The organism is Sphingobium sp. CFD-1, assembly GCF_024611115.1.
In the GTDB taxonomy this organism is placed as follows: Bacteria; Pseudomonadota; Alphaproteobacteria; order Sphingomonadales; family Sphingomonadaceae; genus Sphingobium; species Sphingobium baderi_A.
Genome location: NZ_CP084398.1, coordinates 2,798,850 through 2,824,475 on the forward strand (window position 1 = coordinate 2,798,850; position 25,626 = coordinate 2,824,475).

A 25,626-nucleotide genomic window follows, 5' to 3' on the forward strand; every position below is an offset into this window, starting at 1 on the left:
GGTTTCACCAGATTTTCGATATCCCGATCGTCTCCTTCGTGATTACGGGCTATTCGGGCATTCAGCTCTGGCGTAATATGTCGCGGCGGTGCATCAACGCCATTGAGCCCAATCAGTCGCGACTTCGACATCGACCCGTGAAGATGCTCGATATCTATCTAGCGCGCATGCTGCTTGAAGTGGCGGGCACCACCACATCCTTCGCGCTGTAATGCGTGGTCTTTCTGCTTTTCTAGGCCGTGTGGACGAATTTGATCAAGCATAGGCCTGCGGCGAAGCTGACGATTGATCTGAAGTTTTCGGCGGTTTTCTCGCATCTGAGAGCGACGCGCTTGAAGCGTTTGAGGCGTCCGAAGCCTTGCTCGATACGGCCGCGCGCCTTGTAGAGGGTTCTGGGTAGAGGGTTCTGGCGAAGAAGGCGGGCTGGTTCTTTTCATTGGCCTTGTGGGGGATGACGGAAGCGATGCCCCGCGCCCTTGCGGCAGCCCGGTTGGCCTTGCTGGAATAGCCCTTATCGGCGATGGCGGCGCGTGGGGATATGTCCGGCCCGATGTCGAGCAGGGTTTCGAAGTGGGTGCAGTCCGAGGCTTCGCCGCCGGTCAGGTCGAAGGCGATCAGGTCTCCGCAGCCGTCCGCTTTGCCGTGGATCTTGGTCGTGAACCCGCCGCGCGAGCGACCGAGCGCCTGGCCCGCTTGCCCCCTTTTGCACCCGCTGCCGACACATACGCGCGCACGACCGTGGAATCGAACATCTGGATCAGGTGCGCTGACGGGCTCATCGCGGCCAGCGTATCGAAGAAGGCTTCGAACACCCCGGCCTTGCTCAACCGGTCGAACCGCTTCCACACCGTGTTCCAGTGGCCGTACTCCTTGGGAAGCGCCCGCCAGCGCACATTCTCCACCGTGAAGAAATGCAGCGCTTCCAGAAACCGCCGGTCGTCCGCCGCCTTGCGTCCCCGGCGCGGCAGGCACGCCCGGAACACCAGCAGCGCATTTTCCCAATCTTCCTCGCGCATCCGTGTCGACAACGCTTCCGACCTCCATGACAGTCGGAAGCCTATGAATCAGAACAGATTCATCTTGGGAATCGGAAAATCTCTTCAACCCCAAATTCGTCCACACGGTCTAGAACCAGATCTCGCCACCGGAAAACATATTGCAGGTGGTGTTCGCCTGGCTCCTGCTTGCTTGGTTCTCCATGGGCATGTCCATCACCCACGGCGCGTTGTCTGAACTGACCCCGCTGGTGAACAAATTCTGGCCATCCATGATCTATATTCTCTATCCCTTGTCCGGCGCAATGTTTCTGGTAGACACGTTGCCGCACGGGATGCGGCAGGTCGTCCTCTATATCCCCATCGTCCATGCCAATGAAATGTTGCGAGACGGCTTTTTCGGATCGCACTTTCACGCACCCCGTCGCAAAAGTAAAAACTTGGCCATTTCCCTTCTTCGTCCGGGAGACGATATCTATTTCTCTCCGAATGATTTCGACATTCTGACCGTCCCGGGCATCGTCAGCCATCAGGAGGATTTCTTCGCCCAGCAGTCGCCGATGAGGGTTTATCTCGACATGCGCTATCATCTGGTCCTGCATCTGACGTTTGACCATCTGAAGCTCGACAAGAACGGCATCAACCGAATGATGCGCTCCTATTTCAACCGGTTCAACGACGCCTATCACTATGAATCGGCTGAGGCGCTCATCATGGGGATGGAAGATATTCTTGCCGGAGAACCGTTCTGGGAAGATAATCTCGACCTTGCCGGGCGGCGCGCCGAACTGGCGGCCTTGACCGTCAATGAGAAGCTGTTCACGGCGCTGGCCTTTTCCCGTGAGCCCCCCCAAGCGCCACAAGGGCCGCTTGTACGCTCTGCTGCGTAAGCTCACCCTGAACGGTCATGTGTTGCCGGACCGATATTTCTACAGAAAGCCCGTTCTTTTCCCGCTCGACGTGCGCGCGCATCCGAAGGACAGTTTCCGCCGCCGCTCGACGATCACCTTCGATCAGAGTTCACAGACCGGATATATCTGCCGGATCGACCGGGACCGCTATTTTTCCAATCGCAAGCGCTTCGACGCGGTGATGAAGCGGTTGATGGAAAATTACGAGGATTTCCAAGCGGCCTATCGGGAGAATCGTAAGAAGCTGACAACCAAGGAGGCTTGGCGGGATCGGTTCACCCGACCCTGAGCCCCCTATCCTCGCCGTTTCAGGCAAGGGAGACGCATATTCAGCGCAGCAGGCCCGCTTTGCCTGCCGCGTCCTTCATGTAATGCTCGAAAGCCCGCTGCCGGATCGGCTTGCGCGATCGTAGCCAAGCCAGGGCAACCAGGGGCCGCCACGCATCGAGCCGTTCCCGATCCATACCGCTTGCCCGCAAATAGCTTGCCCGCCAGCGTCGCGCGGCCCAATCGCGGGACAGAACTGTCAATGGGTCTTCCGGCCCATCACCGAAACGCATCAGCATTTCCGTTCGCACGGCATCGGCCGCCGGATCGCCCAGTGCTGCTTTGGACCAATCGATCACTTTCAGATCATCGCCGTCGACCATGACATTTTCGATATGAAAATCGCCGTGCAGCAACTGGCCTCCCTCCGGCATATCTTCCAACCGTTCAAGCGCGGCGACCTTGAGAGCACTGCCCCCCGGACCGTAGATAATGTCGGTCCGCAACACATCCTTCAAATATCGCAGCCCGGACGTAGCCGGTGTTTCATGCATCCGCGCCTGCAATCGAGCCATGGAGTCCATGATTCTGCCGGAAAGCCATGGCCGCTTCCGCATGGCTGCCAGCAAAGTGCGCCCTTTCACGCACGGATAAACCAGCCCCCGCGCATCTTCCATCGTCACCGCGCGCAATGACGCAACAGCCGGCATGCCCAGTTCCACCGCCCGCCGGGATGCCCAGGCTTCACGTTCGATCATCTCGCCCGACACCGCCGGACGAAACAGCTTCACGACTTCGCGCTCGTCTATGGCGTAGACGCTCGAACTCGCGCCCCGCGTAACAAAGTGCAGTGAAATACCCTCTCCCATGAACGGAACTCCGATATCGGCGGTCCTGCCTTAGACCAAGGCCGCCTTATCCGCCAGGCATCCCATTGCGCGCCACGGCCTTATCACTTAACCGCTTGCTCATTCTTGCGCTCTATATGAACGCTATCATGCACCCGGCAGAATTGATGCATCAGCTTCTCCCCCACCCGATCGCCAAGCCATGGGGCAAGGACAGCCTACCGGCCTGGCTGGGAAGCGCGCGTGGCGAGCGTATCGGAGAGGTGATTTTCGACGCCGGACATGCCGAACGGCAAGCCCTGCTGGTGAAATATATCCTGACCAGCGAACGCCTGTCGATTCAGGTTCATCCCGACGATGCAACCGCGCAGCGCGACGGCCATGTCCATGGCAAGGACGAAGCCTGGTATATCCTCGACTGCAAGCCCGGCGCCATGATCGGCCTGGGCTTTCGCGATGCCGTGACACAGGATGATGTCCGTGCCGCTATAGCCGATGAAACACTGGAAGAACTGATTGCCTGGCGTCCTGTTTCGCCAGGCGAATTCTACATGGTCCCCGCTGGCACCGTCCACGCCATTGGCGCCGATATCGTGCTTGTCGAGATTCAGCGCAACGCCGACATCACCTACCGCCTCTATGATTATGGCCGTGACCGGCCGCTCCATATCGAACAGGCGCTCGCCTGCGCCCGGCTGGAACGCTACGACCTGCCTGTCCCGCATATCGCGGCCGGTGAAAAGCGGGAACTGCTGGCGGCAGATCGGAACCCCTTCGGGCTTCACCATATCGCCTTTCAGACGGGCGACCATATCGGGCTGAATAGCTCGGGCCCCGCCTGGTTCGTGCCGCTTGAAGGCACGGGCCGCGATCAGTCAGGCTCGCAATGGAGACAGGGGCAGTGCTGGATACTCGAAGGAGGCTATGAATTGCATGCCCAGAGCGCAGGGAACGCCCTGATCGCCGTTCCGGGTCTTCGTTGAACGGCACAGCCTTTTTTCAGTTCCCGTCCGTCCGCTTGAGCATCGCTTCGGCCAGAGCGCGAATATCGGCGGAGCGGTCGCGCGGCATGACCAGCACGCCTTTCGCCGTCGACACGATCACGCAATCGCGCATCCCCATTGTGCCTACCGGCGGACCGCCATCAACGATGACCAGATTGCCACGACCGTCCATGTCGATCGCCACGCCTTCGCAAATGCTGTCTTGCCCGTTGCGGTCCTTGAGCATCCAGAGCGCTTCCCAGGAGCCGACATCGGACCATCCCATATCGACCGGCACGACCACGGCGGTGTCTGTCTTTTCCATGATCGCATAATCGATGGAGATGCTGGGACATGCGCCAAAGGCCACGGCATCGGGACGAATATAATCGCCATCGTCCCGCGCGGCGCGCATCGCCGATCGGCAGGCATCGGCCACTTTCGGGGCCAGCCGTTCCAGTTCCCCCACATAGGCGCGGGCGGAAAACAGGAAAATGCCGCCATTCCAGCAATGCCGTCCCGTCTCAATCAGGGCACGCGCCGTTTCCAGCGGCGGCTTTTCGACAAAGGCCGCGACCCGATGCACGCCCGGCACATCCGCCAGCGCGTCGCCCGCCTCGATATAGCCATAGCCCGTTTCCGCGTGAGTCGGACGAATGCCGAATGTCACCAGCCACCCGGCACGCGCCGCCGGACACGCAGCTGCTATGGCGCCGTGAAAGCTTTCTATGTCGGCGATCGCATGATCGGACGGCATGATCAGCATCAACGCCTCGCCATCCCGTTCGGCCAGCCAATAGGCAGCCAGCGCGATCGCGCCTGCCGTGTTGCGTCCTTCCGGTTCAAGAAAGATCGCCGCCGGTTCGCTTCCGGCCTCCCGGATCTGCTGCGCCACCAGCGCCACATGACGCTCGCCCGATACCACCAGCGGCGATGCGAACCCGGCACGACCAGTCGTGCGGGCGACGGTTTCCTGCATCATCGTGCTGGTGCCGAGCAGCGTCAGGAACTGCTTGGGCGTTTCCGGCCGGGACAAAGGCCACAGGCGCGTCCCCGCCCCTCCCGACAGGATGACGGGATAGATGGGGGCTTGCACGCGCTTCGCTGCGTCGCTCTCGCTCATCGATCTTTCGCTTCAGATACCGCCGCCGATGCGGCGCTCTTGCACATGAGGCAGATAAACCAGAGGGGATATGGCAGCCTGCTGATCCCCCACAAGCCGATCGACCGCATTGTCGACAAGCATCCGCAATCCTTCGTCGCTGAGCAGGCCGCCACGAATGAGGCAACGGTCGATCAACACGCGGCGAAAAGCGGAATAAAGCGCCATATCCGGTGCCTGTGGCCGCCGCCAGAACTCGTCGAGCGTACCTTCATGCACGATGCCAGGCACCTTGTAGACGGCATGACCCAGCACCACCACGGGCTTGCCCGTGTTCAGCGCCAGCGTGCCGACCGTACTGTTGACGGTCACGACGCCCAGAGACCGCTGAACGACCTTGGCGATGTCCCAATCGGCCAGATAGATCACCCGGTCGGCCACGCCATATTGCTTCGCCAGCTTGCGGGTCAGCCTTTCCCAACCGACAAGGCCCGGGTCCAACGGGTGCCGCTTGACCACCAGCTCCACATCCTCCGGCGCATAGCGGGCAAAGCTCTTGAGCACGAAGCGCAGTGCGGCGCGCATGTCGCCAAAAGGTGAATGGATGCGGATCTGATAGTCGGAATTGAGCTGAAGCGGCAGCGTGAAGTAGGAACGGCCGCGCAATTCCTCCCACTTGTCGGCCGCCTTGCGTCGATCCGTCTGCCGCCATAGCAACTTGTTGAACCAGCCCACCGATTCCAACGCGAAGCTGTGCGGCCGGTGTGTGCGGTAGAAAGGAAACAAGGGACGCATCAATGCGCCCGACAGGCCATTACGCATCGTATGCTGCGCGCGGCGCCGAAAGGTGGAGGGAATGGGGTTGCTCCGCCCACCTTCAGGAGGAAGATCCCGCGCCCGGTCCCGATACCATTGCGGATCGAGCGGTAGGGTGGAATTGCCGTTCACCCCATCCTTCTGAAGCGTGAGAAAGTCGGGCCGGATATAGCCTTCCTCCACCACATGCACCCTTATGCCGCGCAGCCGGGCCATCTTGTGCGCGGAGGCGTGATAGGGCCGACAATCGCCAAAGAGGATCAGGTCGGTAACGCCATGATTGATGACGAAATCATCGAAGAAGAGCGGCCAGCCGCGAAACGTTCCGCGATAATCGGTCGCCCCCGGCCCCGGCCAGTCGATCTTGTCCCCGCCATTGATGTTGATGCGTAGCGCCTCATGCCCTCGTTCACACAATGCATCGGCCAGCATGTAGAAATAGGGGCCGTGGGGGCCCTGAAGGAACAGAAAGGTCTTAAGCTGGGCGGCGGCCATGAAGAAACTCTGCGGATAAAGTCATCAATCTACGTAGCTTCCCCTGCAACACCCGCAGCCTGATGAGCCAGCTCACAGACGGCGTCGACCCGTCCGCCAGCCGGTTCACCATGATTTCGGGACCGCAAGGCAACCGTGTTACCGGATCAACATAACGTGGATAGAGAATGAGAGCGCCCGCGACAAGCTGATCTATGCCGAGCCGACGTCCACGCCGTCCATTTGGCGCGGCCAGATCGCGCGTCAGCCCCCATCCGGCGTAAAAGGGCATGCCGTGCACAGTCACGGGCCTGCCCCGCATCAACGCTTCAAAGCCCGTCAGGGACGACAGCACATGCACCTCGTCAACAGATTGGACCAATTGCAGGAGCGGCGAGCCGCTGTCGATGCTGTCAGCATGTTCCAATGCCGTGGCGTCGCTCAGATGTCCGGCCCTGTGTCCGGCCTGGACATCGGGATGCGGACGATAGACGATCCATGCATCCGGCTCCGCCTGGCGGACGCGTTTCAGGAAATCGAGATTGCCTGCGACGCCCGCTCCGCCCAGATGCACCGACAGATCGTCATCCACTTGCCCTACGGCAAGGACCGTCCTCTTCCCCTCGGGCAGGGCTACATTCCGCCCTTCATCTGCCCCATATTTTGTGATCCCCGCAGCACAAATCCGCGTCCGAAGTCGCTCTGCCCGCGCCACCAGCTCCTCCGGGAAATCATGGGTCGCGAGGATCGTTTCCAGATCGCTGCCGACATGGGCATCATAATAAATGCCCGTTTGATCCACCACGACCGAGCCGGGGGGATGCAGGGCCGCGCCAAGGCCGCGCGAACGGAGAAATCCATCCTCGATCCGGATCAGCGGCGTGCCCTGCTCGGCTGCCGCATCGCCCGTTGAAGCGGGCACGCGAGAGGGCCAGACGGCCAACGCCCCTTTTTCCCCACGCGCGCGCCGCAGCCCCTCTTCCGCCGTCAGGAAAGGGGGAGATTGCAAACCGTCCCACAGGAAAACGCGCATGACATCGCGCTTCCACCATGCCATGCCGCTTGCGGCGCAAATGCGTCTGTTGGCACGGAGAATTTCCCGCCATTCGGCCAGTTGCCGCACGACCTGCTCCACATCCGCCTCTTCGCCCGTGAAGCAATTGCGATAGCTCGCCGCCGATATCCGATCGCGCGCAGCCAGTTTCAGGTGCTGCCGGTCAATGGGCCGGGCATCGGCATCAAATACCGGCACGCCCAGCAGACCCGCCACAATGGCAATATCATCCTCTGCATGGGCGTGGACAGCTTCGGCCTGCTCAACCATTACCCAAGGGTCGCACGGCGTCGGCAGCTTGCAGGCGTAGGAAGCCAGTTCCGCCGGTGGCGCGCCTCCTATAACCGCGAGTTGTCCGGTGTCCAGTCCATCCAGCCTTTCGGGCGGGATCGGGACACCCGCCTGCGCGACCAGCTTCACGCCCTCAACCGCATGCCCCCAAAAGTCGCCGCCCACTCGCGAGGCTGCGATGCTGTCGAGCACAGCGTCGGAAACAGCTTTGCCCGATCTGCCCACAGGCAAAGGCGCGCTGACCGCCGCCGTGGCAGGCGCAGTGGACGGGAAAGGCGGAGATCGCAGGAAAGACGGCACTGTCACAGCATTCCCCGGTTATTCACCTGTCCTTTGAATGACATTGCCGATTTTTTGCCGAACGCCGGTCTGTTGACATCCTTGGACGTGTGGACCGTCAAGGTCAAGAAACCGACACCGTCACATCTTCCAGAATATTTTCCACTATGTCGAAATAATCACGCCATGTCGGCGGGGACCAAGCCGCGATCCTATCCATTTGCGCGGCCCGCTCGGGCGATCCTTCCACACTATAGGCCCGGATGACCCGTATCCAGCCCATGCCATCCAGTGGATCGAGATAGTCGGGCGCATCTCCGCCGACTTCCCGATGCGCGACGATATCGCTGCAAACGACCGGCACGCCTGCCGCCAAGGCTTCCACTACAGGCATGCCGAATCCCTCGACAAAGGACGGCATCAACATGGCCCGCGCGTTCCGGGTCAGCGCCTGCATCTCGCTGTCCGAAACCTGTCCGGCTTCGATGACATGGCCACGCAGGATTTCACCACGTTCCAGCATGTCGACGACATTTTCATTTTCCCAGCCGCGCCGCCCCACCAGCACCAGCATGGGCGCGGCATCGCCCATCTGTTCCACCAGCCTGCGCCAGATGTTCAGCAGAAGCAGATGATTCTTCCGCGGCTCGATGGTTGAAATATAGATGAAATAAGGACGATCGGGCACCTTATGACGGGTGGCGTCGGCCGGTTCCGCCGGGTCGGCTCCAAAATGAGCGACACGGATCACACGATTGCGCGGCCCCTCCGCCAGATGAGGCGCGAGCGCATCGATGGTGGCCTGGCTATTGCCTATGATGCCGCTCGCGAAGGAATCGATAGTGCGAAGGCGCCGGCGATGCTCCTCCGCGCCCTGTGGCCGGGCAAATTCGGGATGGCTCAGTGGAATGACATCATGCACCAGGGTCACGAATTTCGCACCCTCCGCGCGCAGGATAGCGTCCACCTGTCCATGATCGTCGAGATGATGCGGCGACACCTGAAGATAGACGCGCGGCCCGGTCGCACGCGGCACCGGACGGGGACGCAGCGCAATGAGTTGCCGGACGATGGCCGCGCGCCCCTCCTTCTGATCCATGGCGCGCGCATTGCGCCAGCGTGCGGCGGTAAAGGCCAGAAACTGGCGTACCGCTCCGCCATTCAACCGCCCATAATAACCGCCTGCCGGATGCACCGCCGCAAAGGCCAGCCGATCCGGCATCCGCTCCAGCAATTCGCGCGCATAGACATATTCCACGCGATCGATGCCCGTGGGCGTCGGGTGGAAACAGCGCGACAAAAGGCGGGAGATGTCGAGAATGATTTCCGCTTCGCCCCGCTGCCCGTCTATGCGCTGACCGGCAGGCTTGCTACGCAGGGCGACACGCGCGCCCGGGGCAATGAAGGGCTTGAGCGCCATTTCAGCGATATTCCTCTGCCATGCGCGGGACAGCGCCGATCCTCCGATTGCATATCAAAACCGGGCGCGAATCTCTTCGGCCAGGGTCTGCAATTCGGCGGGATCGGCGAAATTGCCCTGTGCATGCGCGCTGAAACCCATCGGCCCGCCTTCCCAGCGCGGCACGATATGCACATGCATGTGAAACACGGTCTGCCCAGCTGGCGCGCCATTGAATTGCGCGACGTGGATGCCGTCCGGGTTCAGCGCTTCCCGGATCGCGCTTGCGACCTTCCTGGTCGTTGCCATGACCTGACAGAGCGCTTCGTCCTCCATTTCAAGAAGGTTGCGCGCCCTGGACCATTTGGAAATGACCAGCGAATGCCCCCTGGATTGAGGCTGGATGTCGAGGAAGGCGAGCGTATGTGCATCCTCGTAGAGCCGGGTCGACGGCAGCTTGCCCTGAAGGATCAGGGAAAAGGGGTTTCCTTCATCATAGACGCCGTCGAGGCTCATTGCGCGGTCCTTCAGCTCAGATAATGAGCGGAAGTTTTAGCGGCGACTTCTTCCGCCGTCACGCCCGGCGCAAGTTCGACGAGCTTGAACGGGCTGTCATGGTCCGGCCGCTGAAACACGCACAGGTCGGTGACGATCATGTCCACCACATTCTTGCCGGTGAGCGGCAGGGTGCAGGCCGGAATGAACTTGGGACTACCGTCCTTGGACGTATGTTCCATGACGACGATGATCTTCTTGACGCCTGCGACAAGATCCATCGCGCCGCCCATGCCCTTGATCATCTTGCCGGGGATCATCCAGTTGGCGATGTCGCCATTTTCCGCCACTTCCATCGCACCCAGGACGGTCAGGTCGATATGTCCGCCCCGGATCATGGCGAAGCTGTCGGCGCTGGAGAAATAGGCGCTGTTAGGCAGTTCGCTGATCGTCTGCTTGCCTGCGTTGATGAGGTCGGCGTCTTCATCCCCCTCGAACGGGAAAGGTCCGATGCCCAGCAGGCCATTTTCGGACTGGAGCGTCACTTCCACGCCCGCCGGAATATGGTTCGCCACCAATGTCGGGATGCCGATGCCAAGGTTCACATAGAAACCGTCCTTGAGTTCCCTGGCCGCGCGGGCCGCCATTTCATCGCGGGTCCAGCCTTTGGTTTCCTCAGCCATCATGCGGTCTCCCTCTGGCGAACGGTGCGAAATTCGATTTTCTTGTCATAGGGCGCGCCGACGATCATGCGCTTCACATAGATGCCGGGCAGATGAATGCAATCGGGGTCAAGGCTGCCCACCGGCACCACTTCCTCGACCTCCGCGATGCAGATCTTGGCGGCGGTGGCCATCGGCTGGTTGAAGTTGCGCGCGGTCTTGCGGAAGATCAGGTTGCCGCTTTCATCGGCCTTCCACCCCTTGATGACGGCGACGTCGGCAAAGATGCCGCGTTCGAGGATATAATCCTGTCCATCGAAATTCTTGACTTCCTTACCCTCGGCCACGGCCGTGCCGACCCCGGTCTTGGTGTAGAAGCCGGGAATGCCCGCCCCGCCCGCGCGGCAGCGTTCGGCCAGCGTACCCTGCGGGCAGAATTCAACTTCCAGTTCGCCCGCCAGATATTGCCGCTCGAACTCCTTGTTCTCGCCGACATAGGAGGAGATCATCTTCTTCACCTGCCGCGTCCGCAGCAGCTTGCCCAGTCCCTCGCCGTCGATGCCGGCATTGTTGGAGGCAATGGTCAGATCCTTGACCCCGCTGTCCCGAATCGCGTCGATCAGCCGTTCTGGAATACCGCAAAGGCCAAATCCGCCCGCGCACAGATGCATCCCGTCGAAAAGAAGGCCCTCCAACGCTGATACAGCATCAGGGTAGAGCTTGTTCACCATCGCACGTCCTCTTCTGTTCAAGGCTCACGCCATAGGGACAGGAAGGGATTCGGTCAATTTGCTGCAATCGCGAGAGACGCTAGTCACCTGGAACTGAAGTAAGCTACATTGTATATGCTTCTTGTTGAGCGCAGGAGGCATGGATGGTCGGGCGTCAGGCGGACAAGTTGGTTTTGAGTGCAGCTGATCGCATGTTCCTGGAATCGCAGGTTCGGCGTCATAAGGCCCCGCGTTCACTATCGGACCGCTGCCGGATGGTACTGCTGTGCGCGGACGGGCTGCAGAGCAAGGAGGTTGCCGAGCGACTTGGGGTTCACGAGCATACGGTCGGCAAATGGCGTCGCCGTTTTGCGCAAGCCGGGATTGAAGGCCTGACCGACGAGTATCGGGCGGGCCGTCCGCGCACGGTGAGCGACGCGCAGGTGGCGCAGGTGATCGAGCGCACGCTGAACACCACGCCCAAGGACGCGACGCATTGGTCAATCCGTTCGATGGCAGCCGAGGTCGGACTATCGCACACCACCATCCGGCGCATCTGGGGCGCATTCGGTCTGCAGCCACATCGGTCGGAGACGTTCAAGCTGTCGAGCGATCCGCTGTTCGTCGACAAGGTGCAAGACATTGTCGGTCTTTACCTGTCGCCTCCGAACCGCGCGGTGGTGCTATGCGTAGACGAGAAATCGCAGATCCAGGCCCTCGATCGCGAGCAGCCGGTCCTGCCCATGGCGCCTGGTGTGCCCGAGCGGCGCACCCATACCTACGTCCGCAACGGCACGACATCGCTGTTCGCCGCGCTCGATATTGCCACCGGCGCCGTGATCGGAAAATGCTACAGGCGACATCGCGCGACCGAGTTCCTCGACTTTCTCAAGCAGATCGATGCAGCCATGCCTGAAGGCCTTGAGGTCCACCTCGTGATGGACAACTATGCCACTCACAAGACGCCCAGGATCAAGGCCTGGCTGGCACGCCGCCCGCACTGGCACGTACACTTCACGCCGACGTCGGCATCGTGGATCAATCAGGTCGAGCGCTGGTTCGCCGAGTTGACGCGCAAGCAGTTGCAGCGAGGCGTCCACCGATCAACGGCCGAACTCGAAGCCGATATCGTCGCTTTCATCACCGCTCACAACGAAAGACCCAAGCCCTACAAGTGGGTCAAATCCGCCGACGATATCCTCGCCTCGGTTAGGCGCTTCTGTCAGAAAACAATGAGCCGAACTTCGGATTCAGGTGACTAGGACGGATCGACATTCAGGGGATGGTGGAGCGAGCCGAAGGCCAGCGAAGCTATAATGGTGAATGTCCATGACCCGGCGCGCAACGACCTACATGGTCGTGAGCACCCGAAGCATAGAAAGACGCCGCGTGCGGCCCTCCTGAACTGATGCCGCTCCGTCCTAGATCAGACCGGCCAGCGGGCTGGACGGATCGGCATAAAGGCGTTTGCCCATGCGCCCCGCGCGATAGGCCATGCGGCCCGCTTCCACGCCCGCCTTCATCGCGGCGGCCATCAATATCGGGTCCTTCGCCTCAGCGATAGCGGTGTTCATGAGCACGCCGGTGCATCCCAGTTCCATCGCCTCGGCGGCCTCGGACGCTGTGCCCACGCCCGCATCCACCAAAACCGGCAGCGCCGTGCCTTCGACGATCAGGCGAATGGTGACGCGATTCTGGATGCCAAGACCCGAACCGATCGGCGCGCCCAGCGGCATGATCGCCACCGCACCCGCATCCTCCAGCCGCCTGGCCGCGATCGGATCGTCGACGCAGTAGACCATCGGCTTGAAGCCTTCCTTGGCGAGGATTTCGGTGGCTCGCAGCGTCTCCACCATATCCGGGTAAAGCGTCCGCGCCTCGCCCAGCACCTCCAGCTTGACGAGATCCCATCCGCCCGCCTCGCGCGCCAGCCGCAGGGTGCGGATCGCTTCCTCGCCCGTATAGCAGCCCGCCGTGTTGGGCAGGTAAGTAACCTTCCTGGGGTCGATATAGTCGGTCAGCATCGGCGCCTTGGGATCGGACACGTTCACGCGCCGCACGGCCACGGTGACGATCTCCGCCCCCGAAGCCTCGACCGCCGCCGCGTTCTGCTCGAAATCCTTATATTTGCCGGTGCCGACGATCAGCCGCGAGCGGAAGCTCTTGCCCGCGACGCTCCAGCGATCCTCATCAACCGCGCTCACGTCGCCGCCGCCCACGAAATGCACGATCTCCAGCTCATCGCCATCCTCGACCAGCACCTGCCCCAGCGTGGAGCGGGGCACGACCTCCAGGTTGCGCTCCACCGCCACCTTTTCCGGCACGAAACCCAGCTCGCTCGCCAGTTCGGCCAGCGTCAGCCCGTCCCGCACGCGCCGGTGCTCGCCATTAATGTGGATGGAGATGGTGCCGTCGATGCTCACTTTTCGAAACTCCTGCCGCCGTCCACATCCCGTCTCGACTTGAGCGGACGCAAACGGCTATGAAGGCCCGCCAAAGGCCCGCGCCGTGGGGCGCATATAGGGACAGGGGCGTCGCCCCCGCAACAGGCTTGAAACGAGAATGGGGGACGGCCATGACCGAAACACGCAAGATTTTCGTGCTGAACGGCCCGAACCTCAACATGCTAGGGACGCGGGAGCCGGAGATTTACGGCTTTGACACGCTGGACGACATTGCCGAACGCATGGAGGACGCCGCCAGCCGCGCTCATGTGGAGATCGATTTCCGTCAATCCAACCATGAAGGCCATCTGGTTGACTGGTTGCAGGAAGCGCATGGCGAAGGCGCGCACGCCGTCATCCTCAATCCCGGTGGCCTTACCCACACGTCCATCGCCCTGCATGACGCGATCAAGGGCATCACCGTGCCGGTGATCGAGGTGCACCTCTCCAATCCCCATGCGCGCGAGCCTTTCCGGCATAAAAGCTATGTCGGCATGGCAGCCAAGGGAACCATCGCGGGCTTTGGCGCGATGTCCTACATGCTCGCGCTGGAAGCCGCACTGGAGCTTTGAACATTGCGCTGCGGCGCAAATGGTCATAGGCGCGGGCATCACAGAATAAATTTCACCGTCCAGGGACATGAGATGAACGACAAGCAGGAAAAGGGCGCAATGCAGGTGGACGTGCAACTGGTGCGGGATCTGGCTACGTTGCTCGATGACACCAACCTGACGGAAATCGAGGTGGAGGATGGCGATCGCAAGATCCGCGTCGCGCGCAAGGCAGGCGCTGTAGCCCCGGCCTATGTCGCGGCGCCGGCACCCGTCGCCACTCCGGCCGCTGCCGCCCCGGCGGTTGCTGCCGCTCCGGCCGAAGCCGCGCTGCCTTCGGGCACGACCGTGCGTTCGCCCATCGTCGGCACTGCCTATCTCGCGGCCGAGCCGGGCGCACCTGCCTATGCCGCCATTGGATCGACCGTAAAGCAGGGCGATACCGTCCTCATCGTCGAAGCGATGAAGGTCATGAACGCGATTCCCGCCCCGACATCGGGCAAGGTCAAGGCCGTTCTGGTCGATAACGGCCAGCCGGTCGAATATGACCAGCCGCTGATCGTCATTGAATAAGGCCGCCGCACGCCATGGCCATTGAAAAGCTGTTGATCGCCAACCGGGGCGAAATCGCGCTGCGTATCCATCGCGCCTGTCATGAAATGGGAATCAAGACGGTGGCGGTTCATTCCACCGCCGACGCCGACGCCATGCATGTGCGCCTGGCCGACGAAGCCATCTGCATCGGCCCCCCTGCCGCGAAAGACAGCTATCTGAACATCGCCGCTATCATTTCGGCGGCGGAGATTTCAGGCGCCGACGCAATCCATCCCGGCTATGGCTTCCTGTCGGAAAATGCCCAGTTCGCGGAGATTGTGGAAACCCACGGCATCGCCTTTGTCGGCCCCAAGCCCGAACATATCCGCATCATGGGCGACAAGGTGGAGGCGAAAAAGACGGCGGGCGCGCTGGGCCTGCCGCTCGTTCCCGGCTCCGACGGCGCGCTTTCCGACGTCGAGGAAGCCAAGGAGGTCGCCGCGAAGATCGGCTATCCCGTCCTTATCAAGGCGGCATCGGGCGGCGGCGGGCGCGGCATGAAGGTCGTGCCGTCCGAAGACCAACTCGAAACGCTGATGAAACAGGCCGGCAGCGAAGCCAAGGCCGCCTTCGGCGACGACACCGTCTATATGGAAAAATATCTGGGCAACCCCCGGCATATCGAGTTCCAGATATTCGGCGACGGCAATGGCAATGCCATCCATCTGGGCGAGCGCGACTGCTCGCTCCAGCGCCGCCACCAGAAGGTGCTGGAGGAAGCCCCCTCCCCCGTCCTCTCCACCGCGGAGCGCGACCGCATGGGCGAAGTCGTCCGCAAGGCGATGGCCGACATGGGCTATCGCGGCGCGGGAACGATCGAGTTTCTGTGGGAAGACGGCGAATTCTACTTCATCGAGATGAATACCCGGCTGCAGGTGGAGCATCCCGTGACGGAGATGATCACCGGCGTCGATCTCGTCCGCGAACAAATCCGCGTTGCGGAAGGCAAGCCGCTCTCCGTCGCGCAGGAGGACATCGAATTCCACGGCCATGCCATCGAATGCCGCATCAACGCGGAAGACCCGCGCACCTTCGCGCCGTCGCCGGGCACCGTCACCAGCTATCATGTGCCGGGCGGCATGCATGTCCGCGTCGATAGCGGCCTTTATCAGGGCTATAAGGTGCCGCCTTATTATGACAGCATGATCGGCAAGCTGATCGTCTATGGCCGCACGCGGGAGGGCTGCATCATGCGCCTCAAGCGCGCGCTGGAAGAATATGTGATCGAAGGGATGAAGACCACCATCCCGCTGCATCAGGCGCTGCTGCGCGATCCCGATTTCCTGAACGGCGACTATACGATCAAGTGGCTGGAGGATTGGCTGGCGCGGGAAGACGCGGCATGAAGGCCACCATCTGGCACAATCCCCGCTGCTCCAAATCGCGGCAGGCTCTGGCGATCCTGGAGGCGAAGTCCGGCTTGGAGATCGAGGTCGTCGAATACCTCAAGGCGCCCCCGACCCGTTCGGAAATCGAAGCGGTGCTGAAAAAAGCAGGCATTGCGCCTTCTCAAGCCATTCGCAAGGGCGAAGCCGTGGCGCAGGAAATCGGCCTCGATACGAACGACAACATGGCTGTGCTGGACGCCATGGCCGCTTACCCGATCCTGATCGAACGCCCCATCATCATCACCGAAAAAGGCGTCGTCATCGCCCGTCCGCCGGAAAAAGCGCACGACATTCTCTGAATAGCGCGCTTGGACTGTGACGGGGCAGCCTGGTGCGTGCAACCCCGTCATGCCAGTAAATGTGTTGGCGCAGTTGGATGCCGGACCAGCCTCGGAAAGTTTAACCGCCTTCACTTGACCCGGCTTGGCAAAGCCCGGCATGAAACCGCATGACTGATCCTGCCGCCGCGCTCGGCCATCCCCTGTTCCGGGATATGCCGACCACCATTTTTGAGAAGATGTCGATCCGTGCCCGCGAAACCGGCGCGATCAATCTGGGTCAGGGCTTTCCCGACGGGCCGGGGCCGCATGAGGTGCTGGAAGCGGCCGCCCACGCGCTGCTCAATCGCTCCAACCAATATCCGCCCATGATGGGCCTTCCCGAACTGCGCGCAGCCATCGCGGCGCATTATGGCGTGCATCAGGGGCTGGATCTGCGCCCGGAAGAGGTGATCGTCACCTCCGGCGCCACGGAAGCGCTGGCGGCCAGCTTGATGGCGCTGGTGACGCCGGGCGACGAAGTGCTGGTGCTAGCGCCGCTATACGATTCCTACGTCCCCCTGATTGAGCGAGCGGGGGGCGTGGCGAAGGTCATCACGCTCACCCCGCCGGAATGGCGCATCACACAGGAGGCGCTCGCGGCTGCGGCGAGCGATCGCACGCGCCTCATCCTGCTCAACAACCCAACCAACCCCACCGCCGTGGTGATGCGCGAGGCGGAACTGGCGCTGCTGGCGCGCTTCTGCGTGGAGCGCGACCTGATCGCAATCTGCGACGAGGTGTGGGAGCATGTGATCTTCGACGGCGCCAGATACCAGTCGCTGATGGCGTTTCCGGGGATGCGGGAGCGCACGGTCAAGATCGGATCGGCGGGCAAGATCTTCTCGCTCACCGGCTGGAAAGTGGGCTGGATGTGCGCCGCGCCCGCATTGGCGGCCCTGCTGGCCCGGGCGCATCAGTTCCTCACCTTCACCACCGCGCCCAATCTGCAATGGGCGGTGGCCGAAGGGCTGGGCAAGCCCGCGCAATGGTTCGCGCAGATGCGGGACGATTATCAGGCATCACGCGACCGGCTGGCCGAAGGGCTGGAGGCGGCGGGCTATGCCGTGCAACCGAGCGCGGCGACATGGTTCCTGTCCATCGACCTGCCTGCTTCAGGCATCGCCATGGACGATGTGACCTTCTGCGAGCGGATCATCGATGAGGCAGGCGTCGCGGCTATCCCAGTTTCCGCCTTCTTTCCCGACGGCGCGGTGACGAGCCTGGTACGACTGTGCTTTTCCAAGGCCGACGGCGTGATCGACGCGGCGGTGGACCGGCTGGCGCGCTTTCGTCAAAGCCTGCTTGCGGAGAGCGGGACGGCCCGCTAAGTTCCCCTTTCGTTCCCAGCTTCATGCGGTTCCAGCCGAACCGAATAACGCCGGGCAGCCCTTTGTTTTCCGTGATTTCCGAATCGGCAGATAATGCCATCGGCCGCGAAATCACTCTGGCGAAAGCGTGATCCATGGACAGCATGCCAATTCTGATTACCGTCATTGCATTGCTCGCAGGACTGGGTGTCGGCTGGCTGTTGCGCGGCAAGGCGGCTGCGGGGTTGGGCGCGGAGCGGACGGACCTCGCGGCGAAGCTGGAGGTGGCGAGCGAGCAGCGCAACCGGGCTATTGCCGAACTGGCCGCGATGCAGGAACGGGTGGCGGCTGCCGAACGGCTCGACGCAGAGCGGGTGGCGCAGGCGGCGGCTCTGGAACAGCGGCTGGATGCGACGCGCGAAGCGCGGGAGGCAGCGGCGCGGGAACTGGCGGCGCTGCAATCCGACGCGCGTGCGCGGGCAGAGGCGTTCGAAGCGCAGATCGCGGCGCTCAAAGAGGCCAAGGAACAGCTTTCCGCGCAATTCAGCGAAATTGGCGGCAAGCTGCTGCATCAGGCGCAAAGCCAGTTCCTCGAACGCGCCGACCAGCGGCTGACCCAGGCGCATGAAAAGAGCGAGGCGCAATTGAAGACCCTGCTCTCGCCGGTCGAAACAACCCTCAAACGCTATGAGGAAGGGCTGGCGCGGGTCGAAAAGGAGCGCGTGGGTAGCTATGCCGAACTGCGCGAGGCCGTGCAACAGGTGCAACTTGGACAGGGGCAGGTGCGCGAAGAAACGGCCAAGCTCGTGAATGCCTTGCGCGCTGCGCCCAAGACGCGGGGTCGCTGGGGCGAGCAGCAGTTCAAGAACCTGATCGAAACGGCGGGCCTTTCCCCCTTCGTCGACTTTCGCGAGGAAGTGTCGGTCACGGTCGAGGAAGGGCGGCTGCGGCCCGATTTCATCATCCGCCTCCCCGGTGACCAGCAGCTTGTCGTGGACGTGAAATGTTCGCTGGAAGCCTATCTCAACGCAGTGGAGCAGGTCGATCCGGCGGCGCGCGAGCGCTATATGACCGACCATGCGCGCGCGGTGCGGACTCATGCCGACGCGCTGGGGCGCAAGGCCTATTGGGAGCAGTTCGACAAGGCGCCCGACTTCGTCATCATGTATGTGCCGGGCGACAATTTCGTCACCGCCGCGCTGGAGGCGGACATGGACCTGTGGGAGCGCGCCGCCAAGAACCGAGTCATCATCTGCGGCCCCGCGACCTTCCTGCCGCTGGCTCGCACGCTGGCTGGCCATTGGCGACAGGCGCGGATGCAGGACCAGGCGCGGCAGGTCGGTCAACTCGGCAAGGAACTTTACGAGCGGCTGGCGGTAGCGGCGACGCACCTCAAGCGGCTCGGTTCTGGCCTCAACGGCGCCGTCTCCAACTATAATAGCTTCATCGGCAGTTTCGAGAGCCGCGTCCTTTCCACCGGCCGGAAGTTCCGCGACCTCGACATCGAAACTGGGGGCAAGGAGATAGAGGCGATGGAACCGCTCGACGTGACAGCGCGCGATTCACAGGCCGAAGAAAGTATTCGAATGTTTCCGTCAAAAAACCCTTAAATGCACATAAAAATATAGAATGGCTTTAAATAAAACCAGGGCGGCCTGAGCAAATCCCCCCTACACCTGCAAGATAAATTACACCTAAAAGTCTAAATTAAGCAGATTGTAATAACGAAAAGCATGTTCATCCATAACCGAATCTTGCTTCTTCAAAACTATCGTAGGATTAAACTGAAATCGCGATAAAATCTCCCGATTTATCCAGCGGACACCAATGCCATTTTGAATCAGCATTTAAATGAAAACCGGTTGGGAACTTCAGCATGACGGGTCTCCCTAAATGAGATAACCGCTCCGTTGTGCCGTTCATAGTAAATTCCTCTTGTGTGGTTTGAAATGCTCTGACTGTTGGAACCATTGTTCTTCAACAGCCGCCTGCGCTTCAGGGACCAAAAATTTGGCAAATCGTGACAGCTTTGACGGGCCAACTCTAAATTAAATGCTTCATCCTCTCATACATGCCCCTTTCAGCTCACCATCGGCTTGCAGACTACGGATTATATTCAGCGATTCGCATCACCATCACAAGCCGGCTGTTCATTGTCTGTTCCAACCCTGAAAATTCGAGCCTAATGCACCTCATTGCCCCCGCGCCCCGCAACTGGCATGGCGCTGAGCATGGCACGCATCGGCCTTCTTGGCGGCTCCTTCAATCCGGCGCATGGGGGGCACCGCGCCATATCCCTGTTCGCGGCGCAGGCGCTGGGGCTGGATGAAATATGGTGGCTGGTGTCGCCAGGCAATCCGCTGAAACCGCGAGCGGGGATGGCGCCCCTGCCCGCCCGCCTCGCGCGGGCGCGAGCGATGGCGCGGCGGGCGCCGATTCGGGCCACCGCGGTCGAGCGCGAACTTCACACCCGCTATACCGTCGATACGCTGCGCGCGATCCGGCAGCGTTATCCGCGCCATCGCTTCATCTGGCTGATGGGCGGGGACAATCTGGCGCAGTTCGCCCAATGGAAGGACTGGCGCGGCATTGCGCGACAGATGCCCATTGCCGTGATCGCGCGTCCGGGCTATGATGAAGCCGCTTATGGCTCTAAGGCCATGGCTTGGCTGCGGCGCTTCGTCCGGCCCGTGCGCCAGAGTGCAGACTGGACGGATTGGAGACCGCCGGCGCTTGTGCTGTTGCGCTTTCGCCCTGATCCAAGATCGGCGACCCTGCTTAGGCAGGCGGACCCTCTCTGGCATCGCGAATATGAACACACGCGTGTGCGCGACCCGCTCACGCGCCGGATGATTGTCTGAAAAGGAGCTTGTTTGTCCAGACCCCAGCCCGCCAACGACACGGTGCATGATGCCGATAGCGTTGCCGCCCTGCACGACCTTGTCCTCAAGTCGCTTGACGACGACCAGGCGCAGGAAACCATCTCCATCCCTCTTCAGGGCAAGAGCAGCATTGCCGACCATATGGTGATCGCCAGCGGGCGTTCGTCCCGTCAGGTCGCGTCGATGGCGCAGAAGCTCGCCGAGCGGATCAAGCAGACCACGGGCCGCTCCGCGCGGATCGAGGGGCTGCCGGTCGCCGACTGGGTGCTGATCGACGCGGGCGACGTGATCGTCCACCTGTTCCGGCCGGAAGTACGCAGCTTCTACAATCTGGAACGGATGTGGGGCTTCGTCGACGCGCCGACCGCCGGGACGGCGTAAGGTTCGACAAGCACGGCGCGAGCGTTTAGGGAGCGGCCATGCTGCTCCACATCATCGCGCGCGGAAAGATCGGGCGCTCGACCGAAGGGGAACTGGTCGAGCGCTATATGAAACGGCTGACCATGCCGCATAAAATCACCGAAATGCCTGATCGGGGCGGCAAGCTGCCCTCCGCCCCGCCCGGCGCCGTCACGGTGATGCTGGACGAAAAGGGCAGGCAGCTTTCCTCCATGGATTTTGCGAGGCGCATCGAGGGTTGGCGCGATGCGGGGACGCGGGAGTGCCGCTTCCTGATCGGCGCGGCGGACGGCTTCGACGATGCGGAGCGGGCGGGCGCCGACCTGCTGATCGCCTTTGGCGCGATGACATGGCCGCACATGATGGCGCGGGCGATGCTGGCCGAACAGCTCTGGCGGGCGTGCAGCATATTGGCGGGCCACCCCTATCATCGCGAGGGATGAGCGCGTGCGGCTCGACAGCGGGCAGGCTTTCCGCCTAACCTTGGCGTCATGACGGGCGGGGGCTCAACCAGATATGCAAAATGGATGGCCGCGGCGGCGCTGATGAGCGGCGCGGCGTTGGCGGCCACGCGCCTGCCGGCGGCGGACGACGGCGCGATCATCCTCCCCGGCACGGCCGGCACGACGCTGGAGCAGGAACAGGCCGCGCTCAAGGCGGCGCGGCGGCAGTCGGACGAGGCCCGCAGCCGCTCGCAGCGGATGGAACAACAAGCCACCATGGCCCGCGACGAGGCGGACCAGGCCCGTCGCCGCGCCGCCGCCATGGCCGCGCGGATACAGGAATCGGAGGCGGATATTCAGGCCGCGCAGGCGCGCATCGCCATCATCGCCCGGCTGCAACGGGCGCAGGCGGCACGGCTGGCGGTGCGGCAGGAGCCGGTGGTGAAATTGACCGCCGCCCTCCAGATGATAGCCCGGCGGCCGCTGGCGTTGACGCTGGTGCAGCCCGGATCGATCACTGACGCGGTCCATATGCGCGCCGTGCTGGACAATGTGCTGCCCGCGATCCGCGAACGAACGGCGGGGCTGCGCGCCGAACTGGACCGCAGCCGGGCGCTGCGTGCAACGGCGCAGCAGGCGGCGGACGCGCTGGCGCGGGGCCGGACGGAACTGAAACAGCGTCAGGCGGCGCTGGAACAGCTGGAAGCGCAGAAACGGCTAGCGGCAAGGGATTATCGTTCCAACGCCGGGCTGGAAAGCGAACGAGCGCTAGCGCTGGGCGAAAGGGCGCGCGACATTGTCGACCTGATGGACAAGCTGGAGGAAGCGGGCGACCTGCGCGATCGGCTGGCGCGGCTGTCAGGGCCAATTATGCGCCCTGCCCGCCCCGATCAGACGCAGGCTCCCGCGCCACAGCAAGCCAGGGCGAATAGCAGCCCCCCCCCTTACCGCCTCCCCGTGATTGGCCAGCTCGTGACCGGCATGGGTGAAGTCAGCGACAGCGGCGTCCGCTCGCGCGGCCTCACTATCGCCGCGCAGGCCGGGGCGCAGGCCGTGGCGCCCACGGCGGGTCGCGTCGCCTTTGCCGGGCCGTATCGCGGCTATGGCCAGATCCTCATCATCGACCATGGACAGGGATGGACCACGCTGATCACCGGCCTGCACCGCGTGACGGCCCCGGTGGGCGAAGCCGTGCGGCAGGGCGATCCGGTGGGTGTGGCGGGCGCAGGACGACCCATGATCACGATAGAACTGCGCCGCAACGGCCGGCCGGTGGACATCGTGCCGCTGGCGGGATTGGGTTAGACGCGCAGGACCGACCGGCTCAGGCCACGGCTGGTTCCAGCAGGCGAATGCTGCCCAAATTCGCGTCGATTTCCGCGCGCACGCCGACCGGCAGGCTGAACTGGCTGGCGACATGGCCGAATTGCGCGCCTTGAAAGGCAGGAATACCCAACGGCTCAAAATGCTGCTGTAACACTTCCGACAGGGTAAAGCCGCCATAGGAGGGGCCATCGGCGGCGCAGCCGGTGCACTGGCCGAAAACCACGCCCGCCAGCTTGCCCAGCACCCCGCCCAGCGCCAATTGGGTGAGCATCCGGTCGATGCGATAGGGCGCTTCGTTGGTGTCTTCGAGGAAAAGGATCGCGCCGGTGAAATCGGGCAGCCAGGGCGTTCCCATCAGCGCCGCCAGCACGGTGAGGTTGCCACCCAGCAACCGCCCGCTGGCCTTGCCGGAGCGGAAGGTCCGGATGCGGCCGATACGCTGGACCAGGCGATCCTCCCTGCCCACCGGATTGACCAGCGTGGGCGTCGCGCCATCAAAGGCGATGGCGCGGAAGGCGTCCCAGGAAAAGGCCGGCCAGCTGGCCGAGGCATTGGGGCCGTGGATGGTGGTAAAGCCAGCCCGCGCGGCGAAGGCGAGATGCAGCGCCGTGATGTCGCTGAACCCGATCAGCAGCTTGGGATGGGCGCGGATCATGCTGAAATCGAGGAAGGGCAGGATGCGCGCGCAGCCCCAGCCGCCGCGCACGGCGAAGATGGCGCGCACTTCCGGATCGGCATAGAATGCGTTCACATCCGCGGCCCGGTCCGCATCCCTGCCCGCCAGATAGCCATGGCGTTCGGCCAGATGAGGCGCAGCTTTGGGCTTGAGGCCCATGGCGGTGATCGCTTCCTTGACCAGATCGAGATCGAAGGCGTCGTCGGTAAAGCCCGCCGGTTCGATCAGCCCCACCGTATCGCCGGGGCGCAGGCGCGGCGGTTTCACAAGGGATGCCGCAGGGGCATGGGAAGCGGCCGGCGCCCTGGCCGCGATGAGCGCGCCGCCCATGGCGGCCATCAAAGCGCGGCGGTCAAAAGCGATCATCAATAGCGGCTTCCGTCCTTGTGGTGATAGCGGCCTGCCGACCAATGCAGGTCGATGTCGGGATAGTGGGCGTCGCCTAGGGGAACGCGACCAAAAGCCAGAAATTCACAGTCCGCCTCGCTCTCGTTCAGCAGCTGATGCCCATTGGGCTCGCCCTTAGGAAAGGCCGCCATGTCGCCAGCCCGCATCAGCGTCCGGCAACCTTCCTCCATCAACACCGCCTGTCCTGCCAGCATCACGATAAATTCATCCTCATCTTCATGCCAGTGTCGGTGGGAAGAAGCTGCCCCCGGCTTCAGCGTCACATGACTGACGCCAAAATCGGCGAGGCCCAGAGCAGGCCCCAAGCGGCGGACCCATCGGCCGCGGACCGCCGCTGCATGAGGCGCAGGGTAGCCCGTCGCATTGGTCTGCGCGATAGCAGTGAGATCGAACCGGGGCATGACCTGTCCTCCTCTTGCTGGTCAAGCGGCAAGGCTTTCGCTAACGCAGCGGCATGAGCATGACCAGCACCAATGCCGACGCGGTGGCCTTGACCGAGCGTCTGATCGCCTGCCCATCCGTAACCCCCGCGACCGGCGATGTGTTCGCGGCACTGGAAGAGATGCTGCGGCCGCTGGGGTTCACCATCGACCGCTTCACCGTGGGCGAAGCGCCCGACGGACCGGTCGAAAACCTGCTGGCATGGCGGACCACCGGGCCGGGACCGCACTTCGCCTTTGCCGGCCATCTGGACGTGGTGCCGCCGGGCCCTGGCTGGACCAGCGACCCCTTCACGCCGCAGGTGCGGGGCGAGTTGCTCTATGGACGGGGCGCGGTGGACATGAAGGGCGCGATCGCAGCCTTCGTCGCGGCGCTGCGCGGCCTGCCCGACGATCTGCCCGGTACGATCAGCCTCATCATCACGGGGGATGAGGAAGGCCCGGCGGTTTACGGCACGCTGGCGCTGATGGAGCGGATGGCCGCGCGGGAATTGCGGCCTGACATGTGCCTCGTGGGCGAGCCGACCTCCACCGCCCGGCTGGGCGACGTAGTGAAGATCGGGCGGCGCGGATCGGTCAATATGTGGATTCGCGTGGCGGGCACGCAGGGGCATGTCGCCTATCCCCATCTCGCCGACAATCCGATCCCGAAGCTGGTCCGCATCCTGTCCGCCATAGAGGCGGAGGTGCTGGACGAAGGGACCGACTGGTTCCAGCCCAGCAATATCGAGATCACCGATCTGGAAGTCGGCAATGCCGCGCATAATGTGATCCCCGGCGCGGCAACAGCTCGCATCTCCATCCGCTTCAACGACCGGCACAGCGGCGCGTCCCTGATCGATCGGATCAGGACACTCGCCGCGGCCGAGGGCGGCACGGTGGAAGCGAAGATCAGCGGCGAGCCCTTCCTGACGCAGCCGGGGGCATTGTCGGAGCTGGTGACGGATGCCATCCGCGAAGTGACCGGGCTGGATGCGGAGCTTTCGACGACCGGGGGCACCTCCGATGCGCGCTTTCTTTCGCGTCTGTGCCCGGTGGTGGAATTCGGCCTCAATAACGCCACGATGCACAAGCTGGACGAGGCCGTCAGCGTGACGGATCTTCAGGATCTAGCGACCATCTATGGATTGATCGTCCGACGGGCGCTGGCGGGGTAACGGAG

General features: G+C 62.7%; 27 protein-coding genes and 1 pseudogene. 15 read left to right on the top strand and 13 right to left on the bottom strand.

Going from position 1 to position 25,626, the window contains the following annotated elements; translation table 11 throughout:
* Nucleotides 1–232: 232 nt before the first annotated feature.
* Nucleotides 233–648: pseudogene (locus LDB26_RS21655) on the bottom strand (transposase).
* Nucleotides 615–1,028 carry a transposase gene (locus LDB26_RS14130; RefSeq protein WP_257538873.1) on the bottom strand — a complete coding sequence of 138 codons (414 nt, stop codon included), beginning with the start codon at nt 1,026–1,028 and terminating at the stop codon, nt 615–617. The pseudogene LDB26_RS21655 and the gene LDB26_RS14130 overlap by 34 nt, the downstream one beginning before the upstream one ends.
* A 134-nt stretch (nt 1,029–1,162) precedes the next feature.
* Here LDB26_RS14130 and LDB26_RS14135 point away from each other — a divergent pair, with 134 nt between their 5' ends.
* Both LDB26_RS14135 and LDB26_RS14140 read left to right on the top strand, forming a co-directional pair.
* Nucleotides 1,163–1,885, top strand: coding sequence for an ABC transporter permease (locus LDB26_RS14135; protein ID WP_257542126.1), 723 nt, complete (start codon nt 1,163–1,165; stop codon nt 1,883–1,885).
* Nucleotides 1,866–2,195 carry a hypothetical protein gene (locus LDB26_RS14140; RefSeq protein ID WP_257538874.1) on the top strand — a complete coding sequence of 110 codons (330 nt, stop codon included), beginning with the start codon at nt 1,866–1,868 and terminating at the stop codon, nt 2,193–2,195. Before LDB26_RS14135 ends, LDB26_RS14140 begins: the two co-directional genes overlap by 20 nt.
* Nucleotides 2,196–2,235: 40 nt before the next feature.
* On the opposite strand, the gene LDB26_RS14145 is transcribed toward LDB26_RS14140, so the two are convergent.
* The gene (locus LDB26_RS14145; RefSeq protein WP_062068022.1) at nt 2,236–3,042 is read right to left on the bottom strand and encodes a phosphotransferase family protein; all 807 of its coding nucleotides are present in this window, start codon (nt 3,040–3,042) and stop codon (nt 2,236–2,238) included.
* A 116-nt stretch (nt 3,043–3,158) separates the two neighbouring features.
* Here LDB26_RS14145 and LDB26_RS14150 point away from each other — a divergent pair, with 116 nt between their 5' ends.
* Entirely contained in the window at nt 3,159–4,004 is an 846-nt protein-coding gene (locus LDB26_RS14150; RefSeq protein WP_257538875.1) for a class I mannose-6-phosphate isomerase, read from the top strand.
* 16 nt (nt 4,005–4,020) lie between these two features.
* Here LDB26_RS14150 and LDB26_RS14155 read toward each other — a convergent pair whose 3' ends face one another.
* From LDB26_RS14155 to LDB26_RS14185, 7 genes are all read right to left on the bottom strand, one after another.
* Nucleotides 4,021–5,127, bottom strand: a complete 1,107-nt coding sequence (locus LDB26_RS14155) for a mannose-1-phosphate guanylyltransferase/mannose-6-phosphate isomerase (protein ID WP_257538876.1) — start codon at nt 5,125–5,127, stop codon at nt 4,021–4,023.
* A 12-nt stretch (nt 5,128–5,139) separates the two neighbouring features.
* Nucleotides 5,140–6,417 carry a capsule biosynthesis protein gene (locus LDB26_RS14160; protein WP_257538877.1) on the bottom strand — a complete coding sequence of 426 codons (1,278 nt, stop codon included), beginning with the start codon at nt 6,415–6,417 and terminating at the stop codon, nt 5,140–5,142.
* Nucleotides 6,398–8,047 (bottom strand): beta-3-deoxy-D-manno-oct-2-ulosonic acid transferase, encoded by a 1,650-nt coding sequence (locus LDB26_RS14165; RefSeq protein WP_257538878.1) that lies wholly within the window; start codon nt 8,045–8,047, stop codon nt 6,398–6,400. Before LDB26_RS14165 ends, LDB26_RS14160 begins: the two co-directional genes overlap by 20 nt.
* A 97-nt stretch (nt 8,048–8,144) precedes the next feature.
* Nucleotides 8,145–9,440, bottom strand: a complete 1,296-nt coding sequence (locus LDB26_RS14170) for a glycosyltransferase family 1 protein (RefSeq protein WP_257538880.1) — start codon at nt 9,438–9,440, stop codon at nt 8,145–8,147.
* 54 nt (nt 9,441–9,494) lie between these two features.
* Entirely contained in the window at nt 9,495–9,935 is a 441-nt protein-coding gene (locus LDB26_RS14175) for an HIT family protein (protein ID WP_062068032.1), read from the bottom strand.
* An 11-nt stretch (nt 9,936–9,946) separates the two neighbouring features.
* Nucleotides 9,947–10,597 (bottom strand): CoA transferase subunit B, encoded by a 651-nt coding sequence (locus LDB26_RS14180; protein WP_062069031.1) that lies wholly within the window; start codon nt 10,595–10,597, stop codon nt 9,947–9,949.
* Nucleotides 10,597–11,307: a CoA transferase subunit A gene (locus tag LDB26_RS14185; protein WP_257538882.1), complete on the bottom strand. Its 711-nt coding sequence runs from the start codon at nt 11,305–11,307 to the stop codon at nt 10,597–10,599. Before LDB26_RS14185 ends, LDB26_RS14180 begins: the two co-directional genes overlap by 1 nt.
* Nucleotides 11,308–11,450: 143 nt before the next feature.
* Here LDB26_RS14185 and LDB26_RS14190 point away from each other — a divergent pair, with 143 nt between their 5' ends.
* Complete coding sequence (locus LDB26_RS14190) at nt 11,451–12,548, top strand: IS630 family transposase (RefSeq protein WP_019052766.1); 1,098 nt, start codon at nt 11,451–11,453, stop codon at nt 12,546–12,548.
* 159 nt (nt 12,549–12,707) lie between these two features.
* On the opposite strand, the gene thiS is transcribed toward LDB26_RS14190, so the two are convergent.
* Nucleotides 12,708–13,709: a sulfur carrier protein ThiS gene (gene thiS, locus LDB26_RS14195; protein WP_306812032.1), complete on the bottom strand. Its 1,002-nt coding sequence runs from the start codon at nt 13,707–13,709 to the stop codon at nt 12,708–12,710.
* A 152-nt stretch (nt 13,710–13,861) separates the two neighbouring features.
* Here thiS and aroQ point away from each other — a divergent pair, with 152 nt between their 5' ends.
* The 10 genes from aroQ (at nt 13,862) to LDB26_RS14250 (ending at nt 22,919) form a co-directional block, all read left to right on the top strand.
* Entirely contained in the window at nt 13,862–14,302 is a 441-nt protein-coding gene (gene aroQ, locus LDB26_RS14205; RefSeq protein ID WP_062068035.1) for a type II 3-dehydroquinate dehydratase, read from the top strand.
* 72 nt (nt 14,303–14,374) lie between these two features.
* The gene (gene accB, locus LDB26_RS14210) at nt 14,375–14,854 is read left to right on the top strand and encodes an acetyl-CoA carboxylase biotin carboxyl carrier protein (RefSeq protein ID WP_257538884.1); all 480 of its coding nucleotides are present in this window, start codon (nt 14,375–14,377) and stop codon (nt 14,852–14,854) included.
* A 14-nt stretch (nt 14,855–14,868) separates the two neighbouring features.
* Nucleotides 14,869–16,221 carry an acetyl-CoA carboxylase biotin carboxylase subunit gene (gene accC, locus LDB26_RS14215; protein ID WP_062068038.1) on the top strand — a complete coding sequence of 451 codons (1,353 nt, stop codon included), beginning with the start codon at nt 14,869–14,871 and terminating at the stop codon, nt 16,219–16,221.
* Nucleotides 16,218–16,562: an arsenate reductase (glutaredoxin) gene (gene arsC / locus LDB26_RS14220; RefSeq protein ID WP_062068040.1), complete on the top strand. Its 345-nt coding sequence runs from the start codon at nt 16,218–16,220 to the stop codon at nt 16,560–16,562. Before accC ends, arsC begins: the two co-directional genes overlap by 4 nt.
* 149 nt (nt 16,563–16,711) lie before the next feature.
* On the top strand, nt 16,712–17,911 hold the full coding sequence (locus tag LDB26_RS14225; RefSeq protein WP_062068041.1) for an aminotransferase: 1,200 nt from the start codon (nt 16,712–16,714) through the stop codon (nt 17,909–17,911).
* A gap of 134 nt (nt 17,912–18,045) precedes the next feature.
* Entirely contained in the window at nt 18,046–19,500 is a 1,455-nt protein-coding gene (gene rmuC / locus LDB26_RS14230; protein ID WP_257538885.1) for a DNA recombination protein RmuC, read from the top strand.
* Between the two features lie 621 nt (nt 19,501–20,121).
* Complete coding sequence (locus LDB26_RS14235) at nt 20,122–20,751, top strand: nicotinate-nucleotide adenylyltransferase (RefSeq protein WP_062069035.1); 630 nt, start codon at nt 20,122–20,124, stop codon at nt 20,749–20,751.
* A 12-nt stretch (nt 20,752–20,763) separates the two neighbouring features.
* Complete coding sequence (gene rsfS, locus LDB26_RS14240) at nt 20,764–21,153, top strand: ribosome silencing factor (RefSeq protein WP_257538886.1); 390 nt, start codon at nt 20,764–20,766, stop codon at nt 21,151–21,153.
* Between the two features lie 38 nt (nt 21,154–21,191).
* The gene (locus LDB26_RS14245) at nt 21,192–21,614 is read left to right on the top strand and encodes a 23S rRNA (pseudouridine(1915)-N(3))-methyltransferase RlmH (protein WP_257538887.1); all 423 of its coding nucleotides are present in this window, start codon (nt 21,192–21,194) and stop codon (nt 21,612–21,614) included.
* A gap of 84 nt (nt 21,615–21,698) precedes the next feature.
* Complete coding sequence (locus tag LDB26_RS14250) at nt 21,699–22,919, top strand: murein hydrolase activator EnvC (RefSeq protein ID WP_257538888.1); 1,221 nt, start codon at nt 21,699–21,701, stop codon at nt 22,917–22,919.
* Between the two features lie 19 nt (nt 22,920–22,938).
* Here LDB26_RS14250 and LDB26_RS14255 read toward each other — a convergent pair whose 3' ends face one another.
* Nucleotides 22,939–23,982, bottom strand: a complete 1,044-nt coding sequence (locus tag LDB26_RS14255) for an LD-carboxypeptidase (RefSeq protein ID WP_257538889.1) — start codon at nt 23,980–23,982, stop codon at nt 22,939–22,941.
* Nucleotides 23,982–24,425 (bottom strand): cupin domain-containing protein, encoded by a 444-nt coding sequence (locus LDB26_RS14260; protein WP_257538890.1) that lies wholly within the window; start codon nt 24,423–24,425, stop codon nt 23,982–23,984. Before LDB26_RS14260 ends, LDB26_RS14255 begins: the two co-directional genes overlap by 1 nt.
* Nucleotides 24,426–24,478: 53 nt before the next feature.
* On the opposite strand from LDB26_RS14260, the gene dapE reads away from it, so the two are divergent.
* Nucleotides 24,479–25,621 carry a succinyl-diaminopimelate desuccinylase gene (gene dapE, locus LDB26_RS14265; RefSeq protein WP_257538891.1) on the top strand — a complete coding sequence of 381 codons (1,143 nt, stop codon included), beginning with the start codon at nt 24,479–24,481 and terminating at the stop codon, nt 25,619–25,621.
* Nucleotides 25,622–25,626 lie beyond the last annotated feature (5 nt).

Bases quoted from the DNA above. Each gene is read 5' to 3' on its own strand.
- LDB26_RS14235 (WP_062069035.1), top strand. From the start codon at position 20,122: ATGGCACGCATCGGCCTTCTTGGCGGCTCCTTCAATCCGGCGCATGGG.
- LDB26_RS14190 (WP_019052766.1), top strand. From the start codon at position 11,451: ATGGTCGGGCGTCAGGCGGACAAGTTGGTTTTGAGTGCAGCTGATCGC.
- LDB26_RS14175 (WP_062068032.1), bottom strand. From the start codon at position 9,935: ATGAGCCTCGACGGCGTCTATGATGAAGGAAACCCCTTTTCCCTGATC.
- accB (WP_257538884.1), top strand. From the start codon at position 14,375: ATGAACGACAAGCAGGAAAAGGGCGCAATGCAGGTGGACGTGCAACTG.
- LDB26_RS14260 (WP_257538890.1), bottom strand. From the start codon at position 24,425: ATGCCCCGGTTCGATCTCACTGCTATCGCGCAGACCAATGCGACGGGC.
- accC (WP_062068038.1), top strand. From the start codon at position 14,869: ATGGCCATTGAAAAGCTGTTGATCGCCAACCGGGGCGAAATCGCGCTG.
- LDB26_RS14145 (WP_062068022.1), bottom strand. From the start codon at position 3,042: ATGGGAGAGGGTATTTCACTGCACTTTGTTACGCGGGGCGCGAGTTCG.
- LDB26_RS14170 (WP_257538880.1), bottom strand. From the start codon at position 9,440: ATGGCGCTCAAGCCCTTCATTGCCCCGGGCGCGCGTGTCGCCCTGCGT.
- LDB26_RS14250 (WP_257538888.1), top strand. From the start codon at position 21,699: ATGGCCGCGGCGGCGCTGATGAGCGGCGCGGCGTTGGCGGCCACGCGC.
- LDB26_RS14185 (WP_257538882.1), bottom strand. From the start codon at position 11,307: ATGGTGAACAAGCTCTACCCTGATGCTGTATCAGCGTTGGAGGGCCTT.
- dapE (WP_257538891.1), top strand. From the start codon at position 24,479: ATGAGCATGACCAGCACCAATGCCGACGCGGTGGCCTTGACCGAGCGT.
- LDB26_RS14160 (WP_257538877.1), bottom strand. From the start codon at position 6,417: ATGGCCGCCGCCCAGCTTAAGACCTTTCTGTTCCTTCAGGGCCCCCAC.
- LDB26_RS14225 (WP_062068041.1), top strand. From the start codon at position 16,712: ATGACTGATCCTGCCGCCGCGCTCGGCCATCCCCTGTTCCGGGATATG.
- arsC (WP_062068040.1), top strand. From the start codon at position 16,218: ATGAAGGCCACCATCTGGCACAATCCCCGCTGCTCCAAATCGCGGCAG.
- LDB26_RS14155 (WP_257538876.1), bottom strand. From the start codon at position 5,127: ATGAGCGAGAGCGACGCAGCGAAGCGCGTGCAAGCCCCCATCTATCCC.
- LDB26_RS14255 (WP_257538889.1), bottom strand. From the start codon at position 23,982: ATGATCGCTTTTGACCGCCGCGCTTTGATGGCCGCCATGGGCGGCGCG.
- LDB26_RS14245 (WP_257538887.1), top strand. From the start codon at position 21,192: ATGCTGCTCCACATCATCGCGCGCGGAAAGATCGGGCGCTCGACCGAA.
- LDB26_RS14180 (WP_062069031.1), bottom strand. From the start codon at position 10,597: ATGGCTGAGGAAACCAAAGGCTGGACCCGCGATGAAATGGCGGCCCGC.
- rmuC (WP_257538885.1), top strand. From the start codon at position 18,046: ATGGACAGCATGCCAATTCTGATTACCGTCATTGCATTGCTCGCAGGA.
- LDB26_RS14150 (WP_257538875.1), top strand. From the start codon at position 3,159: ATGAACGCTATCATGCACCCGGCAGAATTGATGCATCAGCTTCTCCCC.
- aroQ (WP_062068035.1), top strand. From the start codon at position 13,862: ATGACCGAAACACGCAAGATTTTCGTGCTGAACGGCCCGAACCTCAAC.